We start from the raw sequence: 18,615 nt of genomic DNA on the forward strand, positions 1-18,615 counted from the left end.
TCATCCATGCGATGCTCGCGCCCCATGCAAAGACGCGAATTCATCGCCGCGGCCGGGGCCGCGGTGTCGTCGGCGGTGTCGCCCGAAGTGTCCTTCGCCGCGCCGACCGAGACCAGCGTGCGCCCGCGTCCGCTGGTCTTCCCGGCCGATTTCGGCGCCCACCCGCAGACGCGCACCGAGTGGTGGTATGTCACCGGCTGGGTACAGACACAGACGCAGGCGCAGGCGCAGGCCGCAGCCGGCGCGGCGCCCGCGCTGTACGGCTTCCAGGTCACCTTCTTCCGCTCGGCCACCGGGCTGGCGGCGTCGCCGAGCCGCTTCGCCGCACAGCAGCTGGTGTTCGCGCACGCGGTGCTCGGCGACGTGGCGGGCAAGCGCCAGCGGCACGACCAGCGCATCGCGCGCGCCGGCTTCGGCATCGCCGACACCACCGAGGGCGACACCGGCGTGCTGCTGCGCGACTGGTCCCTGCGCCGCGAGGGCAGCGCCGACGCGAGCCGCTACACGACACGCGTGGCCAGCGAGCGCGGCGGCTTTGCGTTCGAGCTCTCGTTCGCGGCGACGCAGCCGGTGCTGGTGCAGGGCGAGGCCGGCTTCTCGCGCAAGGGCCCGAAGCCCTGGCAGGCGAGCCACTACTACAGCGAGCCGCAGCTGCGCGCCAGCGGCACGCTGACGCTCGACGGCCGAGCGCTCGCGGTGCAGGGCCGGGCCTGGTTCGACCATGAATGGAGCGACCACGCGCTGGCCGAAGAGGCGGTCGGCTGGGACTGGATCGGCATCAACCTCGACGACGGCAGCGCGCTGATGGCGGTGCGGCACCGGCGCGCCGACGGCTCGCAGTTCTACGCCGGCGGCAGCTTCCGCGCCGCGGGCGGGGCGGTGCGCAACTTCAGGACCGACGAGGTGCGCTTCGTCGCCGGCCGCCGCTGGGCGAGCCCGGCGTCGCAGGCGAGCTACCCGGTCGAGTGGACGGTCGAGACGCCGGCCGGGCGCTACCGGGTGCGGGCCCTGTTCGACGAACAGGAACTCGACAGCCGCGCCAGCACCGGCGGCTTCTACTGGGAAGGACTCAGCGAGGTGATGGACGAGTCCGGCCGCAGGGTCGGACTCGGCTACCTCGAGATGACCGGCTATGCCGGCCGCCTGCGCACTTGAAGAAACTCAGAGTTTCTGTGCCTGCATGAAGTCGTCGAACGCGGCTTCGGCGAAGCGGAACCACAGCACCTGGTCGGCGCGGAACTTGGTGTAGTCCTCGTAGACCTTCTTCCACGCCGGGTTCTTGCCCGACAGCTCGCTGTAGTAGTCCATCGACACCTTGAAGCAGGCTTCCATCACGTCCTTCGGGAAGCGATGCAGCTTGGTGCCGGCGCCGACCAGTTGCTTCAGCGCGCCCGGGTTGCGGGCGTCGTACTTGGCCTGCATGTCGACGTGCGCGTGCGACGACGCGGCTTCGACGATGGCCTTGTACTCCGGCGTCAGCGCGTCATAGGCCTTGGTGTTGATGAACAGGTCGACCTGCGGGCCGCCTTCCCACCAGCCGGGGTAGTAGTAGTGCGGCGCGACCTTGTTGAAGCCGAGCTTCTGGTCGTCGTACGGGCCGACCCATTCGGCGGCGTCGATCGTGCCCTTCTCGAGCGCGGGATAGATGTCGCCGCCCGGCAGGTTCTGCGGCACCGCGCCCAGGCGTTCGATGATGCGGCCGGCAAAGCCGCCGATGCGGAACTTCAGGCCCTTCATGTCGGCGACGGTGTTGATTTCCTTGCGGAACCAGCCGCCCATCTGCGCGCCGGTGTTGCCGCCGGGGAAGTTGATGATGTTGTAGTTGCGGTAGAAGTCGCGCATCAGCTTCAGGCCGTTGCCTTCGAGCATCCATGCCGTCATCTGGCGCGAGTTCAGCCCGAACGGGATCGAGGCGCCGATCGCGAAGGTCTCGTCCTTGCCGAAGAAGTAGTACGGCACGGTGTGCGCCATCTCGACGGTGCCGTTCTGCACGCCGTCGACCACGCCGAAGGCCGGCATGATCTCGCCGGCCGCGTGCACCGAGATCTGGAACTTGCCGCCGGTCATCTCGCCGACCTTCTTCGCGAACACTTCGCCGCCGCCGTAGATGGTGTCGAGCGATTTCGGGAAGCTGGAGGCCAGGCGCCAGCGCAGCGCCTGCTGTGCGTGCACCACGGCCGGCGCCATGCCGGCGGCCAGCACGCCGGCGAGGCCGGTCTGACGGATGAAGGAACGACGTTCCATGCGGTGTCTCCTTTGAATGGGGTGATGCGGGTGAACCGCGGAATTCTAGAAGTCGCCCTGCGCCGCACGCTGCGGTGTTTCCCCGTCAGCGAAACTACGCACGGCGGCCCGGCCGCTTACAGGCCGGCGATCTTCATCTCGGGGATCAGCACCGAGCCGATGGTCTTGGTGCCCATCGTGTACGCATCGGAGCCGACCGCGACGATGTTCTTCAGCATCTGCTTCAGGTTGCCGGCGATCGTGATCTCGTGCACCGGGTAGGCGATGCGGCCGTTCTCGACCCAGAAGCCGGCGGCACCGCGCGAGTAGTCGCCGGTCACGTAGTTCACGCCCTGCCCCATCAGCTCGATCACGAACAGCCCGCGGCCCAGCTTGCGCAGCATCTCGTCGAGGTTGTCGCCGGGCTTGGTCAGCCGGCTGCTGAAGGTGAGGTTCTGCGAGCCGCCGGCGTGGCCGGTGGTCTTCATGCCGAGCTTGCGCGCCGAGTAGCTCGACAGGAAATAGCCTTGCACGACGCCGCCGGAGACGACATCGCGCACCCGCGTGACGACGCCTTCGTCGTCGAACGGCGCGCTGCCTTTGCCGCCGCGCACGTGCGGGTTCTCGCGCAGGTCGATGTGCGGCGCGAGCACCTCCTTGCCGAGGCTGTCGAGCAGGAAGCTGGAGTTGCGGTACAGCGCGCCGCCGCTGGTGGCCTGCACGTAGCCACCGAGCAGCCCGGTGGCGAGCGTCGACTCGAACAGCACCGGCACCACGCAGGTCTTGATCTTGCGCGACTTCAGGCGCGACAGCGCGCGCTCGGCGGCGTAGCGGCCGATGGCCTCGGGGCTGGCCAGGTCAGCGGGTGAGCGCATCGAGCTGTACCAGGCGTCGCGCTGCATGTCGTCGCCGCCGCGGCCGGGCAGCGACGCGATCGGCGCCACCGACACCGAATGCCGCGAGCTCGCATAGCCACCGCGAAAACCGCGGCTGTTGCCGGCGAAGAAATGCGATTGCTGCGCCGACACGCCGGCGCCTTCGGAATTGGTGATGCGGCGGTCGGTGGTGATCGCGGCGGCTTCGCAGCGCTGCGCGATCTCGGCCGCCTGGGCAGCGTCGATGTCCCAGGGGTGGAACAGGTCGAGGTCGCGGGTGGCGGCTTCGCCGAGCGCCAGGTCGGCATCATCGGGCAGGCCGGCGGCTGGGTCTTCGGCGGTGAAGCGGGCGATGTCGTAGGCGGCCTTGACCGTCTGCTCGAGCGCGGCCGGCGAAAAATCGGAGGTGCTGGCGTTGCCGCGGCGCTGGCCGAGGTACACGGTGACGCCGATCGACTTGTCGCGGTTGCGCTCGACGTTCTCGATCTCGCCCTTGCGCACCGACACCGACAGGCCCGCGCCTTCGGACACCTCGACCCCCATGTCGCTCGCGCCGAGCGTCTTGCCGAGCGACAACGCGTCTTCGACGAGTTGCTGGAAGCGCTCGCGCGAGTACGCGAAACCGTGGGTGGTGAGTGCAGGCTGGGTCATGGGATCGGGGTGTTTTAGCGAGGGCTATCATACCGACGCCCTTGCCCGCGCATCCCTCGTTTCCCCTCATGGCCCCTCGAACTCCCAAGAATCACGTGCCCGACCCCGCCGCCTCCGATGAGAGCGACGACGACTACGACGGCCCCAGCAAGACGCAACTCAAGAAAGAGATGCACGAGCTGCAGACGCTGGGCGAGGCTTTCGCGGCGCTGCCCGAGAGCCGCATCGTCGGCCTGCCGATCTCCGAGACGCTGATCGACGCGGTGATGCAATACCGCCGCACCCGCTCGCACGAGGGCCGGCGCCGCCAGATGCAGTACATCGGCAAGCTGATGCGGCGCAACGACGTCGATGCGATCCGCGAGGCGGTCACCGCGATGCAGCTCGGCCAGGCCAAGGATTCGCTGGCGCTGCACGAGGCCGAGCGCCTGCGCGCCGAGCTGATCGCGAGCGACGACGCGCTGACCGCCTGGACCCAGAAGCACCCCGGCGGCGACCTGCAGCAGCTGCGCAGCCTGATCCGCGCGGCGCGCAAGGATGCCGCGGTGGCGCCGGAGCAGCGCAGCGGCCGCGCCTACCGCGAGCTGTTCCAGTTCATCAAGTCGCAGGAGCTGGCGAATGACGACCACGGCGGCGAATGACGCGACCGGCGGCGGGGGCGCGTGCGCCCCGCTCGGCACGGTGCGCATCGGCCTGGTGTCGATCAGCGACCGGGCCTCGACCGGCGTCTACGAGGACAAGGGCCTGCCGGCGCTGCAGGCTTGGCTGAGCCGGGCGCTGCGCAACCCGATCGAATGGGAAACGCGGCTGATCCCGGACGAGCAGGCGGTGATCAGCGCGGCGCTGGTCGAGCTGGTCGACCGGCGCGAATGCCACCTGGTGCTGACGACCGGCGGCACCGGCCCGTCGCCGCGCGACGTGACGCCGGAGGCCACGCTCGCGGTGGCCGACCGCGAGATGCCGGGCTTCGGCGAGCAGATGCGCCAGATCGGCCTGCGCTTCGTGCCGACGGCGATCCTGTCGCGGCAGGTTGCGGTGCTGCGCGGCAAGGCGCTGATCATCAACCTGCCGGGGCAGCCGAAGTCGATCGCCGAGACGCTGGAGGGCCTGCCGAACGCGCAGCCGCCGGCGCCAGGGATCTTTGCGGCGGTGCCGTATTGCATCGACCTGATCGGCGGGCCGTACCTGGAGACGGACGAGTCGGTGTGCCGCGCCTTCCGGCCGAAGCGGTAAACCGGGCTACTTGACCAGCTGGTTCATCCGCTCGGCGTCGAAGTGCTCGGTCTTCTGCGCATCCGTCGGCACGCAATCCGCCTTCGTCGGCGACAGCTTCTCGATCGCCGCCCACAGCAGCGCGATCTGGTGCTCGTGCCCCGACGCGTTGTCGATCAGCCCCTTCATCGCCTGCGACACCGGGTCGTCGCCCTGCGTGACGCCGTAGGCCGAGAAGCCCTTCTTCGCCGCGCCGTCGTCGGCAGCGGCGACGTCCTTCGCGAGGATGATGCGCGCCGGGTTGCCGACCGCCGTGGCGCCCGCCGGCACCGGCTTGGTCACCACCGCGCCCGAACCGACCCGCGCGCCCTCGCCGATCGTGAAGCCGCCGAGCACGCAGGCATTGGCGCCGAGGATCACGCCGCGCTCGAGCGTCGGATGCCGCTTGGCACCCTTCACCAGCGAGGTGCCGCCGAGCGTCACGCCCTGGTAGATCGTGCATTCGTCGCCGATCTCGGCCATCTCGCCGATCACGACGCCCATGCCGTGGTCGATGAAGACGCGCCGGCCGATGGTCGCGCCGGGGTGGATCTCGATGCCGGAGAAGAAGCGCCCGAGGTGCGAGATGAAGCGCGCCGGCCAGTGCCAGCCGTGCGTCCAGCAGGCGTGCGACCAGCGGTGCATCAGCAGCGCATGCAGGCCGGGGTAACAGGTGAGGACCTCCCAGGTGCTGCGCGCGGCGGGGTCGCGCTCGAGGATGCAGGCGATGTCTTCTCGGAGGCGGTCGAACATGGGGGTGGGGGTGAGACCGGGGCGGGCCAGTTTATCTGGCAGCTTGAAAGTCGGTGGGCATCAGGGACAAGCGCATCGGCTCAGCCTCGGCGCTGGATCGCCCGCGCGATGCCGCGCAGGATGTGCACTTCTTCCGCGCTGAGCCCGGCCCGGTTGATCAGCTGGTTCAGCCGCGGCATCAGCTTCTTCGGCGCCGCCGGATCGAGGAAGCCGATGTCGGCGAGCGCCTGCTGCCAGTGATCGAGCAGGCCCTGTACCTGCGCGCCGTCGGCGAGGGTCGGGTCGGACACGCGCGGCACCACGTCGAAGCCGCCGAGCGCCTGGCGCCAGTCGTAGGCCAGCAGTTGCACCGCCTGCGCGAGGTTCAGCGAGCCGTAGTCGGGGTGGGTCGGGATGCTGATGCAGGCGTGGCAGCGGTAGACGTCGTCGTTCGACATGCCGAAGCGCTCGGAGCCGAACACGAAGGCCACGCGCTGCTCGCTGCGCGCCAGCTCGGCGAACAGCGGCCGCGGCGCGTGCGTGGTCGGGCCGAAATCGCGCGGCGTCATCGCGGTGGCGCAGGCGTAACTGACGCCGTCGAGCGCCTCGGCCAGGCTCGCGACCACACGGGCGCGCACCAGCACGTCGGCCGCACCGCTGGCCATCGCGACGGTGTCCTCGTGCACCAGCGCATCGGCAAAACGCGGCGCGACCAGCACCAGGTCGGAGAAGCCCATCGTCTTCATCGCGCGCGCGGTGGCGCCGATGTTGCCGTAGTGGCTGGTGTTGAGCAGGATGAAGCGGGTGCTGTCGGTGGACATCGGTGGCTCGGGGATTTCCCCAGGGACGAACGGCTAAAATCCGCGATTATCCGCAGCGCCCCGCGCGCCGCACGCTCTTTCTCACCTCCGTCTGCCTCTCACCCTTCAGGGCGCCTCATGTCGCAAGCACTGCATCCCATGCTCAACGTGGCCATCAAGGCCGCACGCGCCGCCGGCGCGATCATCAACCGGGCGTCGCTCGACCTCGACCTGCTGAAGGTGAACACCAAGTCGCCGAACGACTTCGTGACCGAGGTGGACCAGATGGCCGAGCAGGTCATCATCGAGACGCTGCTCACGGCCTACCCCGGCCACGGCATCCTGGCCGAAGAATCCGGCCGCACGCACGGTGCGAAGAACAGCGAATACGTCTGGATCATCGACCCGCTGGACGGCACCACCAACTTCATCCACGGCTTCCCGGTCTATGCGGTCTCGATCGCGCTGGCGTTCCGCGACCAGATCCAGCAGGCGGTGGTCTACGACCCGACCCGCAACGACCTGTTCTACGCCTCGAAGGGCCGCGGCGCGTTCCTGAACGACAAGCGGCTGCGCGTCTCCAAGCGCACGCGCATGCAGGAATCGCTGATCGGCACCGGCTTCCCGTTCCGCAAGGGCGACAACTTCAAGCGCTACGTGAAGATGTTCGAGGAGGTGATGCAGAACTGCGCCGGCCTGCGCCGCCCGGGTGCTGCGGCACTCGACCTGTGCTACGTGGCCGCGGGCTTCTACGACGGCTTCTTCGAGACCGGCTTGAACCCGTGGGACATCGCCGCCGGCTCGCTGCTGATCACCGAGGCGGGCGGGCTGATCGGCAACTTCACCGGCGAATCCGACTTCATGTACCAGCGCGAGGTGGTGGCCGGCAACCCGAAGATCTACGGGCAGATGGTCGGGATCCTCGCGCCGTACACGCGGGTGATCAAGGCGGATGGCACCGCCGCCGCGGCGGTGGCGGCAGACGGTGTACCCGAGCATGCGCTGACGCCCGAATCGGCGCTGGCGGCGACGGCGAAGCCGGCCGAGCCGGAGAAGAAGAAGGCCGTGCGGATCCGCAAGGCCGATCTGAAGGACTGACCGGCAGTCAATCCCAGGCGGTCCACTTCGCGGTGGACCGGCTCGACTCCACCGTCTTCTCCATGAACTTCACCCCGCGCGCGCCATCGGCGAGCGTCGGGAAATCGCCTTCCAATGCGCCAAGCGCCCGCCCCTCCTCCTTCGCGAGGATCGCCTCGGCCACCCCCAGGTAGAGGTTCGCGAACGCCTCGATGAACGCCTCCGGGTGCCCGGTCGGCAGCCGCGAGGCCTTCTTCGCCGCATCGCACAGCCACGGCGACCCGCGCGTCAGCAGGCGCTTCGGCCCGTCGAGCGAGGCATGCACCAGCAGGTTCGGATCCTCCTGGTGCCAGGCGAGCGACCCCTGCGTGCCGAACACCCGCAGCCGCAGGTCGTTCTCGCCGCCGATCTCGATCTGCGACGCAATCATCACGCCGCGCGCACCGCCCTTGTAGCGCAGCAGCAGGTTGCCGTCGTCATCGAGCCGCCGCCCCGGCACGAAGGCGGTCAGGTCGGCGCACAGCGATTCGATCTCCAGCCCGCAGACGCTGGCCACCAGGTTCTCCGCATGCGTGCCGATGTCGCCCATCGCGCCGACGATGCCGCTCCTCGCCGGGTCGACCCGCCAGTCGGCCTGCTTGTGGTCGGTGGTCTCCAGCTGCGTCGCGAGCCAGCCCTGGTTGTATTCGACGATCACCTTGCGGATCGGGCCGAGCTCGCCGCTGCGTACCATCTCGCGCGCCTGCCGCACCATCGGGTAGCCGGTGTAGTTGTGCGTGACGCCGAACACCGTGCCGCTGCGCTCGCGCGCCGCGACCAGCGCCTGCGCCTGCTCGCTGGTGTGCACCAGCGGCTTGTCGCACACCACGTGGATGCCGGCCTCGGTGAAGGCCTTCGCCACCTCGAAGTGCACGTGGTTGGGCGTCACGATGCTGACGAAATCGATGCGCTCGCCGCGCGGACGTTTCAACTCGTCGTCGAGCAGCGCCTGCCAGCTGCCGTGGTTGCGCGCCTCGGCCAGGCTGAGGTCGCGCCCCGAGGCGCGCGCCCGCTCGGCATCGGCCGACAGCGCCCCCGCCACCAGCTCGATCTGCCCGTCCAGCGCCATCGCCTTGCGGTGCACCGCACCGATGAACGCGCCCCGGCCGCCACCGACCATCGCATATCGCAGCTTGCGCATCAGCAGCCCCTTCTCACTTCTCGAACGACGCGTCGAACGCACGCGCCGACGGCTTGAAATCGAGCCGGCGCGAGAACGCCGCGCTCTCGGTCGCGCCATGCACGCGGTCCATGCGGCTGTCTTCCCACTCGACGCTCAGCGGCCCGGCATAGCGGATGTCGTTCAGCGCGACGATGATCCCCTCGAAGTCGATCATCCCGCGCCCGACGCTGCGGAAATCCCAGAAGCGCCGCGCATCGCCGAAGCTGGTGTGGCCGCCGAACACGCCGACCGTGCCGTCGCCCTTGCCCCACCACACGTCCTTCATGTGCACGTTGAAGATGCGCGGCCCGAAGCTGCGCAGGAACTTGACGTAGTCGACGCCCTGGTAGCCGAGGTGGCTCGGGTCGAAGTTGAAGCCGAAGCGCGCGTGGCCCTTCACCGCGTCGATCGCGCGCTGGCTGCTTGCGATGTCGAACGCGATCTCGGTCGGGTGCACCTCGAGCGCGAAGTTCACATCGACCTCCTCGAACATGTCGAGGATCGGCGTCCAGCGCGTCGCGAAGTCCTCGAAGCCCTTGTTCCAGAACGCCTGGTTGGTGGGCGGGAAGGCATACAGCGCATGCCAGATCGACGAACCGGTGAAGCCGGTCACCGTCTTCGCGCCGAACTTCGCGGCAGCGCGCGCGGTGTCCTGCATCTCCTTCGCGGCGCGCCGGCGCACGCCCTCGGGCTCGCCGTCGCCCCAGACATGGGCCGGCAGGATCGCCTTGTGCCGCTCGTCGATCAGATCGCACACCGCCTGGCCGGTCAGGTGGTTGCCGATCGCGAAGCACTGCAGGCCGTGCTGCTCCAGCAGCCGGCGCTTGTCGGCCACGTAGCGCTCCGACTGCAGGGCCTCCTGCACGTTGAAATGGTCGCCCCAGCAGGCGAGCTCCAGCCCGTCGTAGCCCATCGATTTGGCGAGGGGCGCCAGTTCGGCAAGCGACAGGTCGGCCCACTGGCCGGTGAACAGGGTGACGGGTCTGGCCATGGTCTGGTCCTCCTTCAGGTCAGAACGGGAAACCTCAGAACGGGGAGTCCGGCACGTAGTACTTGGCCGCGTTGTCCTTGGTGATCAGCACCGACGGGATGATGGTCGTGGCCGGCATCGCCGCGCCCTTCACGCGCGCCTCGGCCGTCATCTTCATCGCGTCGGCGATCATGCTGGGCGAGTAGGTCACGTCGGCGCTGACGATCTTGTCGCCGTCCATCACCTTCTTGATGTAGTCCTTCGAGCCGGCGCCGCCGATCACCAGCTTCACGTCGCTGCGCTTGGCCTGCTCGATGGCCTTCTGCACGCCCACCGCCATGTCGTCGTCCGAGGCCCACACCGCGTCGATCTGCTTGAAGCGGGTCAGGTAGTCCTGCATCACCTTGAACGCATCGTCGCGGTTCCAGTTGCCGTGCTTGGCGTCCAGCACCTTGATGCCCGGGTTCGCCTTCATCACCGCGTTGAACGCGTCGACGCGCTGGTTGTCGATCACCGTCGGAATGCCGCGCAGGATCACCACGTTGCCCTTGCCGCCCATCGCCTTGGCCATGTACTCGCCGGCCACCTTGCCGAAGCCGGGGTTGTCGCCGGCCACGTAGGCGTTCTGCGCGCTGGTGTCGGTCAGGCCGCGGTCGACCACGGTCACGAACACGCCCTTGGCCTTGACCTGCGCGACCGGCTGCGTCAGCGGCGCCGATTCGAAGGGCAGGATCACCAGCGTGTTGATCTTGTTGACGGTCTGCAGGTCCTGCACCTGGTTGGCCTGCTCCGAGGCCGAGCCGGCCGTCTTCACGATCACCTGCAGGCCGGGGTGCGCCTTTTCCAGTTCGGCCTTGGTGCGGTTGGCCCAATACACGACGCCGCCGGCCCAGCCGTGCGTGGCGGCCGGGATGGACACGCCCATCACGACCTTGTCTTGCGCGAACGCGCCGGCGCCTGCGGCCAGTGCCGCCAGCGTCACGAGGATGCGGGGAATGAACTTCATGGAACTCGTCTCCTGTTGTGTGTCGATCGGGACTCGATCGGGGTCTCTGCGGAACATGACCGTTGCCGGCCGGGTGAAATCTTTCTAGCGCCTTCCTCGTTGGAGGAACGCGACGATGATGATCACGACGCCCTGCACGGCGGCGTTCAGGTACACGCTGATGATGCTGGTGAGGTTCAGGATGTTGCTGATCACCGAGAGCAGGATCGCGCCGATCACGGTACCGGTGATGCGGCCTTCGCCGCCCTTCAGCGCGGTGCCGCCGACGATCACCGCGGCGATCGCCTCCAGCTCCCACAGCAGGCCGGTCGTCGGCGAGGCCGAGCCCAGCCGCGGCACGTACAGCACGGTGGCCACGCCGACGCACACGCCGAGCAGCATGTAGGTCAGCACCTTGATGCGGTCGACGTTGACCGCCGCATAGCGCGCCACCTGCTCGTTCGAGCCGATCGCCTGCACGTAGCGGCCGTAGCCGGTGCGGTTCAGGATCAGCGCGCCGATCAGCGCGACCGCGGCGAACACCCAGATCGGGAACGGCACGCCGAGCAGGCTGCCGTAGTAGACCGGGCTGTAGGCGTCGGACAGCTTGCCGTCGAGCGTGATCGCGCCGCCGTTGGCCAGGTAGGTGAGGTACGCGCGGAAGATGCCCAGCGTGCCCAGCGTCACGATGAAGGGCTCGATGCGCCCCTTGGTGACGAGCAGCCCGTGCGCGAGCCCGAAGATCGCGCCGAGCGCGAGCGCGAACACGATGCCGATGGCGACCGTCAGCAGCGGCGAGCCGACCTGCGCGGCGATGCCGTTCATCAGCAGGATCATGCTGCCGGCGATCAGCGCCGCCATCGAGCCGACCGACAGGTCGATGCCGCCGCTGATGATCACGAAGCACATGCCGACCGCGATGATGCCGATGAAGGCGGTGCGGGTCAGCACGTTCATCGCGTTGTCCCAGGTCGCGAAATCGCCGTTCAGCAGCGTGCCGGCGATGCACAGCAGCACGAGGCCGAGCCACGGGCCGGCTGCCTGCAGCTTCACGCTCCAGCGGCGGGCGCTCGTCGTGGCAGCGGGCTTCTCCGCCGCTGCGTCAGTGGGTGCCTGTGGCATGAGCGATGAGCTCCTCTTCGGTCAGGTGGTCGGCCGACAGCGTGGCCTGCAGCCGGCCCGCGCGCATCACGGCGACGCGGTGGCACAGGCCGATCAGCTCGATCAGCTCGGATGAAATGACGACCACGCCGCGGCCCTGTTCGGCCAGGCGCTGGATCAGGAAATAGATGTCGCGCTTGGCGCCGACGTCGACGCCGCGCGTCGGCTCGTCGAGCACCACCACGCGCGGCTGCGGCTGCAGCACCTTCGCGATCGCGAGCTTCTGCTGGTTGCCACCCGACAGCGACGATGCCTTGCTGCCGAGTTCGCGCGTGCGGATGCCGAAATCCGCCACCGCCTGCTCCAGCGCGCGCTGCTCCGACGCCGGGTCGAGCAGCGGGTGCGTGTGGCGCGCCAGGTCCATCAGCGTCAGGTTGTCGCGCAGCGAGAGCCGCACGTGCAGGCCCTTGCCCTTGCGGTCTTCGCTGAGGTAGGTCAACCCGTGCTGCGCCGCCTCGCGCGGGCTGCGCAACTGGAGCTCTTTTCCATTCAGCTCGATGCGGCCGGCGCTGCGCGGGCGCAGGCCCAGCAGGCCTTCGAACATCTCGGTGCGGCCGGCACCGACCAGCCCCGCGAAGCCGAGGATCTCGCCCGGGCGCACCTCGAAGCTCACGTCGTGCGCCCAGCCGGGCACGCTGAGGCCGTCCACCTTCAGCAGCGGTGCGGGCGCGCCGACCACCGGCAACTTGACTGGGAACATGTCCGACAGCTCGCGGCCGACCATCAGGTTGGCCATCTGCTGGCGCGACAGCCCGGCGGTAGGCGCGCGGGTGACGAAGCGGCCGTCGCGCATCACGACGATCTCGTCGGTGATGCGCTCCACCTCGTCGAGCTTGTGCGAGATGTAGACGATGGTCACGCCGTCGGCCTTCAGCTGCGCGATCAGCGCGAACAGGCGCTGCGTCTCGCCGGGCGTCAGCGTCGCGGTCGGCTCGTCCATGATCAGCAGCCGCGCCTTGCGCGACAGCGCCTTCGCGATCTCGACCAACTGCTTCTCGGCGACGATCAGCTCGCGCACCCGGGTGTCGGGGTCGGCCTGCAGGCCCACCTGCTGCAGCACGCGGCGCGCTTCGTCGCGCATCGCCGCGTCGTCGAGCAGCCAGCCGCGCCGGCGCTCGTGCCCGAGGAAGATGTTCTGCGCGATGCTCAGGTCTTCGGCGAGGTTGAACTCCTGGTGGATCAGCACGATGCCGCAGCGCTCGGCATCGCGCGAGTTCGTGAAGCGCTGCGGCGTGCCGTCGATGCGCAGTTCGCCGTCGCTCAAGGCCTCGTAGCCGGACAGGATCTTCATCAGCGTCGACTTGCCGGCGCCGTTCTCGCCGAGCAGGCCGACGACGCGGCCGGGCTCGAGCTCGAAGCTGACTCCGTGCAGCACGCGCACCGGGCCGAAGTCCTTGGTCACATCGGCGAAGGCCACCTGGAGACTCATGTCACGGCCTCCGGAACGCCGCCGCGTGCGCGCATCGTCTCCTGCAGCGCCAGCACGCCCGCGCCGATCACGCCGGTGCGCTCGCCCAAGGGCGCGTACTGGATGTCGAGGTGCCGCGTCGACAGCGCGAGCGACCGGTGGTACACGCTCTGCCGGATCGACGCCAGCAGCAGCGGCCCGATGCCGGTGATGCCGCCGCCGATGAACACATGCGACGGGTTGAAGAAGTTGACGATGGAGGCCAGCATCTGCCCGATCCGCGTGCCGGCCTTCTGCACGATGCCGTGCGCAGCCGCATCGCCGGCGCGGCTCGCCTGGCCGACGTCGACCGGCGAGATGCTGCCTTGCGTCTTCAGCACCTCGGCCAGCAAGGCGCTCTGCCCCGACTGCGCCGCCTCGACCGCCATGCGCGAGATCGCCGGCCCGGCCGCCATCGCCTCGACGCAGCCGAGGTTGCCGCAGTGGCAGCGCGGGCCGTCGGGGTCGACGCAGATGTGGCCGACGTCGCCGGCCGAGCCGTCGGCACCGCGGTAGACCTCGCCATGGCAGACGATGCCGCAGCCGATGCCGGTGCCGATCTTGACCACCAGGAAGTTCGGCAGCTGCCGGTGCAGCCGCCACAGCTCGCCGAGCGCCATCACGTTGACGTCGTTGTCGATGAAGACCGGCGCGGCGTAGTCCTCGCCCAGCACGTCGCGGATCGACAAACCTTCCCAGCCCGGCATCAGCGGCGGGTTGACGAGCAGGCCGCTGCTGAACGCGACCGGCCCGGGCACGCCCATGCCGATGCCGATCACCTCCTTGCGGGTCGCGCCGCAGCGCTGCAGCAGCTCGCGCAGCAGGTCGCGGATGCGCGACAGCAGCACCGCCGGGCTGGCGCGCACGTCAGCCGGCTCCGCGTGGTGGGCCAGCACGCCCATGTCGGGCGACAGGATCGCGACGTCGAGGCTGGTCGCGCCGAGGTCGATGCAGGCCAGCACGCCGACCGACCGGCTCATGCGCAGCGCCTCGGGCCGGCGGCCACCGGACGAGGCCTGCAGGCCGATTTCTTCCAGCAGCCCGCGCTCGACCAAGCCGGCGACGGCCGCGTTGGCCTTGCTCTTCGAGAAGGTGGATGCGGCGGCCAGCGCACTGCGCGAGCTGCTGGCCGACCAGAACACGGTCTCCAGCACAGCCAGTTCACCCGGCGACAGATCGTCCCAGCGGATCACCTTGCTTGTCTCCTTGCGGCCGTGGTCGGCCTGCTTGTGGTCGTCTTCGAGCCGGAACGTCCGGGCCGAGCGCCTTGGAGCGGATGCTAAGAACAGCACTTCGGCGCCGCAAGCGCGATCTTTGACCAAATTCAGGCCGAAGGCGCCAGGATCTTGCGCACCAGCCGCAGCAACTCCTCCATCGTGTTCTGCTTGCGCATCAGGCCGCGCACGCCCGCAGCGGCGGCCCGGGCCTGCAGTTCCTCGGTGATGTAGCCGGAGCTGATCACCACCGGCAGGTCGGCGCGGACCTCGTGCAGCGCCAGCGCGACGTCCAGGCCCGAGTAGCCGGGCATGTTGAAATCGGTGATCACCAGGTCGAAGTCGAAGGGCTTGCCCGCGATGGCCGCCACCGCCTCGTGCCCCTCGCGGAACGCGGTGACGCGGTAGCCGGCCTGCAGCAGCAGCCGCTCCACCATCAGCACGATGACCTCGTCGTCGTCGACATAGGCCACGTGCTGCCCGGCGCCCTGCAGCGCACCGGGCGCGGTGACCGGCGCCGCCTCCTCGACCGGTGCCGCATCGGTGGTCGGCAGGTAGAGGTGCATCGTCGTGCCCAAGCCGGGCTGGCTGTCGACGCGGATCGCGCCGTGGTGCGCCGCGACGATGCCGTGCACCACCGACAAGCCGAGCCCGGTGCCCTGCCCGGTCGGCTTCGTGGTGAAGAACGGCTCGAAGATGCGCGCCTGCGTGGCCGCGTCCATGCCGCAGCCCTGGTCCTGCACCCAGAGGTGCGCATAGTGGCCGGCGGCCAGCGGCGGCGTGGTGCCGACGGCGCGCTCTTCGCCCGGCGCCACCTCGTGCGGCTCCAGCCCGACCTCGACGCGCCCCGGCCGCCCCTGCAACGCGTGCCAGGCGTTGGTGCACAGGTTCATCAACACCTGCTGCACCTGGGTGCCGTCGGCGTTGACGTGCAGCGGCTGTGCCGTCACCCGGCATTCCAGCGACACCGCGGCCGGCAGCGTGGAGCGCAGCAGCCGCACCGATTCCTCCACCAGCGGCTGCAGCGGCTGGTTGACCAGCGCCTGCGGCTGGCGGCGGCCGAACGCGAGGATCTGCTGCACCAGGTCGCGGGCGCGCACGCTGGCCTTGTGGATCTGCTCGATGCTCGCGAGCGCCGGGTGGCCGGCGCCGATGTCCTCGCGCGCCAGCGCGACGTTGCCCAGGATCGCCGCCAGGATGTTGTTGAAATCGTGCGCGATGCCGCCGGCCAGCGTGCCGATCGATTCGATGCGCTGCGACTCGCGCAGTTGCGCCTCGAGCGAGCGGCGCTCGCGGTCGCTGCGCCACAGCCGGCGGACCATCACGATGATCAGCACGTGCAGCAGCAGCCAGGCCAGCGTGGTGAACAGCGCCAGGCGGCGCCAGCTGGCGAGCACGTCGTCGTGGCTGAGCGCCACCGTCAGGAAGAACGGGTAGCCCTTCACGACGACGGTGCCCGAGATGCGCCGCACGCCGTCGGTGAAGGCGACGTACTCGTTCACCGCCTCCTGCTGCCCCGAGCGAACCGCCAGCAGGATCGGTTGGCTCGGCGGCATCGGCTTGTTGACCTCGGCGTCGATCTGCGGCCAGCGCAGCACCAGTTGCCCGGCCTCCACGCGGCGCAGGAACACCGTGCCGTTGCGGCCGATGTCGAGCTTGCGGAACTGCTGCTGGAAGTAGCTGAGGTCCAGCGGCGCCAGCGCGGCGCCGACGAACCGGCCTTGCGCATCGCGCAGCGGGCGCGTCATCACGATCGTCTGGCGTTGGCTGACGCGGCCGGTCACCACATCGGTGAACAGCAGTTCCGCCTGAGCGTCGCGCTGGTAGGCCTTGAAGAACGAGCGGTCGGCGTAGTTCGCCATCGGCGTGCTGGCCGACGCGGTCACGTAGCGCTGGTCGCCGTGTGTATCGATGATGCGCAGCGCGATCAGCTCGTCGAAATCGCGCAGCATCGCGTCGAGCTCGCCGTTGACCTGTTTGGCGTAGGCCAGCTCGCCCTGCGGCGCGAGCGCCTCGGGCGGCACCAGCTGCGTCAGCGTGCGCAGCACGGCATCGGTGCGGCGGAAGGTGCCGTCCATGCGCACCTCCAGCGTGCGGGCGTAGTTCAACGCGGTGGTCTGGGCGGACTGGATGGCGTCCTGCCGTGCCGTCCACAGCAGCCAGCCGATCAGCACCGAGGCGGCCAGCGCGGCGCCGGCCAGCAAGGCGGCGAACTTGCGGCGCGGCGGATGCAGGGCGGCGTTCGCCGGCGGGGTGGTGGGCATGGGATGGCTTGTAGCCCGGCGCGGCGGGCGGCGCAATTGGGGGGACCCGATCCAACAAATGAAACCCCGTTGTGCTGCGCTGAAGTGGGCGCGAAGCACGGCCGCCCCACAGTGGCGGTCCCACTCCGAAACCACCCGCCATGCCTTCGTTCCGCGCACTGCGCCCTGCCCTGTCCCTGGCCCGACGCACCCTTGCCGGCCTGCACCGCCTGCTGCCCGCCCAGCCCCGGCGCGACGACCTCCTGGCCGAGGCCACGGACATGGTCGACCTGGAACGACGCTTGCACCACCTGGATCGCCTTGCCACCCTGGACGCGCACGTCCGGCTGAACTTCCTGCGCCATCGCCACTGACGCACCGGCCGCTTCCGGCACTTTCCAACGCATCCGACGCCAGCGCTCAAGGCACCGTCACCTCGGCCGATAAGCACCGGGTACCCTGCTCCCCCGGTTTGTCCACGGCGCGACATTCCGCACACATTCAAGCCTTCGGCTCTCCCGTGACGAAAGACCGAGCGTGATCAAGAAGATTTCCGTTGGACAGCTGCGCATGGGCATGCACGTCCACGAGTTCTGCGGCTCGTGGATGGATCACCCGTTCTGGCGTTCCAAATTCACGCTGAAGAGCGACGCCGACTTCGAACGCATCAAGTCCGGCGGCGTGGCCGAGCTCTGGATCGACACCGACAAGGGCCTGGATGTCGAAGGGCCCGCGGCCACGGTACGGGCCATCACCCAGGAAGCGGTCGCCGACGAGGTCGAGCGCGAACTGGAGTTCGTCGCGTCGATGCCGATGGAGTTCGACGCCCTCGACAGCGGCGACGCCGCGATGGCCAAGGCCGCCGCGCTGTACCGCCGCTCGGTCCCGAAGATCGCGTCGATGTTCGGCGAAGCCCGCCTCGGCAAGGCGATCGACGCCGGCCAGTGCGAGGAACTCGTCGAGGAAATCTCCGAATCGGTGCTGCGCAACCCTGGCGCGCTGATCAGCGTCGCACGGCTCAAGCGCGCCGACGAATACACCTACATGCATTCGGTGGCGGTGTGCGCGCTGATGGTGTCGCTCGGCCGCCAGCTCGGCCTGCAGGGCGAGCAGCTGAAGAAGGCGGGCCTCGCCGGCATGCTGCACGACCTGGGCAAGGCGGTGATGCCGCTGGACGTGCTGAACAAGCCCGGCAAGCTCACCGACGCCGAGTTCGACATCATGAAGAGCCACCCCGAGCGCGGCCACGAGATGCTGCTCGAAGGCGGCAGCGCCGGCGCGGTGGTGCTCGACGTGTGCCTGCACCACCATGAGAAGGTCGACGGCAGCGGCTACCCGCACAAGCTCTCGGGCCAGCAGATCAGCCTGTTCGCGAAGATGGGCGCGGTGTGCGACGTGTACGACGCGGTCACCTCGGTGCGGCCGTACAAGAGCGGCTGGGATCCGGGCGAAGCGCTGCGCCGCATGGCGCAGTGGAAGGGCCACTTCGAGCCGCGCGTGTTCCAGGCCTTCGTCAAGACGGTGGGGATCTACCCGGTCGGCTCGTTGCTGCGGCTGCAGTCCGGCAAGCTCGCGGTGGTGACGGCGCAGAACGCGCAGAACCTGCTGCAGCCGAAGGTGAAGGCCTTCTTCAGCACCAAGTCCAACATGCGCATCGAGCCGCTGGAGATGGACCTGGGCAGCGGGTGGTGCCAGGACAAGGTGCTGCGCTGCGAATCGCCGGACGACTGGCAGTTCAAGGATCTGGACATCCTGGCGGGCGTGAAACGCAACTGAGCTCGGCCT

Annotated in this window: 17 protein-coding genes; 6 read left to right on the forward strand and 11 right to left on the reverse strand. The window is 69.1% G+C overall.

What is annotated here, in order from left to right; translation table 11 throughout:
* Positions 1 to 24 precede the first annotated feature (24 nt).
* Positions 25 to 1,155, forward strand: coding sequence for a lipocalin-like domain-containing protein (locus tag BUE42_RS05305; RefSeq protein ID WP_073463456.1), 1,131 nt, complete (start codon positions 25 to 27; stop codon positions 1,153 to 1,155).
* A 6-nt stretch (positions 1,156 to 1,161) separates the two neighbouring features.
* On the opposite strand, the gene BUE42_RS05310 is transcribed toward BUE42_RS05305, so the two are convergent.
* Positions 1,162 to 2,244, reverse strand: a complete 1,083-nt coding sequence (locus BUE42_RS05310; RefSeq protein WP_073463458.1) for a TRAP transporter substrate-binding protein — start codon at positions 2,242 to 2,244, stop codon at positions 1,162 to 1,164.
* A gap of 116 nt (positions 2,245 to 2,360) precedes the next feature.
* On the reverse strand, positions 2,361 to 3,749 hold the full coding sequence (gene pmbA / locus BUE42_RS05315; protein ID WP_073463460.1) for a metalloprotease PmbA: 1,389 nt from the start codon (positions 3,747 to 3,749) through the stop codon (positions 2,361 to 2,363).
* Positions 3,750 to 3,844: 95 nt separating this feature from the next.
* Here pmbA and yjgA point away from each other — a divergent pair, with 95 nt between their 5' ends.
* Positions 3,845 to 4,390 (forward strand): ribosome biogenesis factor YjgA, encoded by a 546-nt coding sequence (gene yjgA, locus BUE42_RS05320; protein ID WP_235002119.1) that lies wholly within the window; start codon positions 3,845 to 3,847, stop codon positions 4,388 to 4,390.
* Positions 4,368 to 4,982, forward strand: coding sequence for a molybdopterin adenylyltransferase (gene mog, locus BUE42_RS05325; protein WP_073463464.1), 615 nt, complete (start codon positions 4,368 to 4,370; stop codon positions 4,980 to 4,982). Before yjgA ends, mog begins: the two co-directional genes overlap by 23 nt.
* A gap of 6 nt (positions 4,983 to 4,988) precedes the next feature.
* On the opposite strand, the gene cysE is transcribed toward mog, so the two are convergent.
* Both cysE and BUE42_RS05335 read right to left on the reverse strand, forming a co-directional pair.
* Positions 4,989 to 5,753 carry a serine O-acetyltransferase gene (gene cysE / locus BUE42_RS05330; RefSeq protein WP_073463466.1) on the reverse strand — a complete coding sequence of 255 codons (765 nt, stop codon included), beginning with the start codon at positions 5,751 to 5,753 and terminating at the stop codon, positions 4,989 to 4,991.
* A gap of 80 nt (positions 5,754 to 5,833) precedes the next feature.
* A complete protein-coding gene (locus tag BUE42_RS05335; RefSeq protein WP_073463468.1) occupies positions 5,834 to 6,553 on the reverse strand; it encodes an RNA methyltransferase in 720 nt (239 codons plus the stop codon).
* 117 nt (positions 6,554 to 6,670) lie between these two features.
* Here BUE42_RS05335 and BUE42_RS05340 point away from each other — a divergent pair, with 117 nt between their 5' ends.
* Entirely contained in the window at positions 6,671 to 7,630 is a 960-nt protein-coding gene (locus BUE42_RS05340; RefSeq protein ID WP_073463470.1) for an inositol monophosphatase family protein, read from the forward strand.
* 7 nt (positions 7,631 to 7,637) lie between these two features.
* Here the strand turns inward: BUE42_RS05340 and BUE42_RS05345 are convergent, their stop codons facing one another.
* The 7 genes from BUE42_RS05345 to BUE42_RS05375 form a co-directional block, all read right to left on the reverse strand.
* Positions 7,638 to 8,789 (reverse strand): Gfo/Idh/MocA family protein, encoded by a 1,152-nt coding sequence (locus tag BUE42_RS05345; protein WP_073463472.1) that lies wholly within the window; start codon positions 8,787 to 8,789, stop codon positions 7,638 to 7,640.
* A gap of 13 nt (positions 8,790 to 8,802) precedes the next feature.
* Positions 8,803 to 9,801 (reverse strand): sugar phosphate isomerase/epimerase family protein, encoded by a 999-nt coding sequence (locus BUE42_RS05350; protein ID WP_073463474.1) that lies wholly within the window; start codon positions 9,799 to 9,801, stop codon positions 8,803 to 8,805.
* 34 nt (positions 9,802 to 9,835) lie between these two features.
* On the reverse strand, positions 9,836 to 10,786 hold the full coding sequence (locus BUE42_RS05355) for a substrate-binding domain-containing protein (RefSeq protein WP_073463476.1): 951 nt from the start codon (positions 10,784 to 10,786) through the stop codon (positions 9,836 to 9,838).
* A gap of 84 nt (positions 10,787 to 10,870) precedes the next feature.
* Positions 10,871 to 11,887 (reverse strand): ABC transporter permease, encoded by a 1,017-nt coding sequence (locus tag BUE42_RS05360; RefSeq protein WP_073463478.1) that lies wholly within the window; start codon positions 11,885 to 11,887, stop codon positions 10,871 to 10,873.
* Positions 11,868 to 13,355 (reverse strand): sugar ABC transporter ATP-binding protein, encoded by a 1,488-nt coding sequence (locus tag BUE42_RS05365; RefSeq protein WP_073463481.1) that lies wholly within the window; start codon positions 13,353 to 13,355, stop codon positions 11,868 to 11,870. Before BUE42_RS05365 ends, BUE42_RS05360 begins: the two co-directional genes overlap by 20 nt.
* Positions 13,352 to 14,533 (reverse strand): ROK family protein, encoded by a 1,182-nt coding sequence (locus BUE42_RS05370; RefSeq protein ID WP_073463845.1) that lies wholly within the window; start codon positions 14,531 to 14,533, stop codon positions 13,352 to 13,354. Before BUE42_RS05370 ends, BUE42_RS05365 begins: the two co-directional genes overlap by 4 nt.
* A gap of 164 nt (positions 14,534 to 14,697) precedes the next feature.
* Complete coding sequence (locus tag BUE42_RS05375) at positions 14,698 to 16,851, reverse strand: ATP-binding protein (RefSeq protein WP_073463483.1); 2,154 nt, start codon at positions 16,849 to 16,851, stop codon at positions 14,698 to 14,700.
* Between the two features lie 140 nt (positions 16,852 to 16,991).
* Here BUE42_RS05375 and BUE42_RS05380 point away from each other — a divergent pair, with 140 nt between their 5' ends.
* Complete coding sequence (locus BUE42_RS05380) at positions 16,992 to 17,204, forward strand: DUF3563 family protein (RefSeq protein ID WP_073463485.1); 213 nt, start codon at positions 16,992 to 16,994, stop codon at positions 17,202 to 17,204.
* A 163-nt stretch (positions 17,205 to 17,367) separates the two neighbouring features.
* Positions 17,368 to 18,606 carry an HD-GYP domain-containing protein gene (locus BUE42_RS05385; RefSeq protein ID WP_073463488.1) on the forward strand — a complete coding sequence of 413 codons (1,239 nt, stop codon included), beginning with the start codon at positions 17,368 to 17,370 and terminating at the stop codon, positions 18,604 to 18,606.
* The last annotated feature ends 9 nt before the right edge of the window (positions 18,607 to 18,615 follow it).

It is taken from the genome of Rhizobacter sp. OV335, from assembly GCF_900142965.1.
Taxonomy (GTDB): domain Bacteria; phylum Pseudomonadota; class Gammaproteobacteria; order Burkholderiales; family Burkholderiaceae_C; genus Rhizobacter.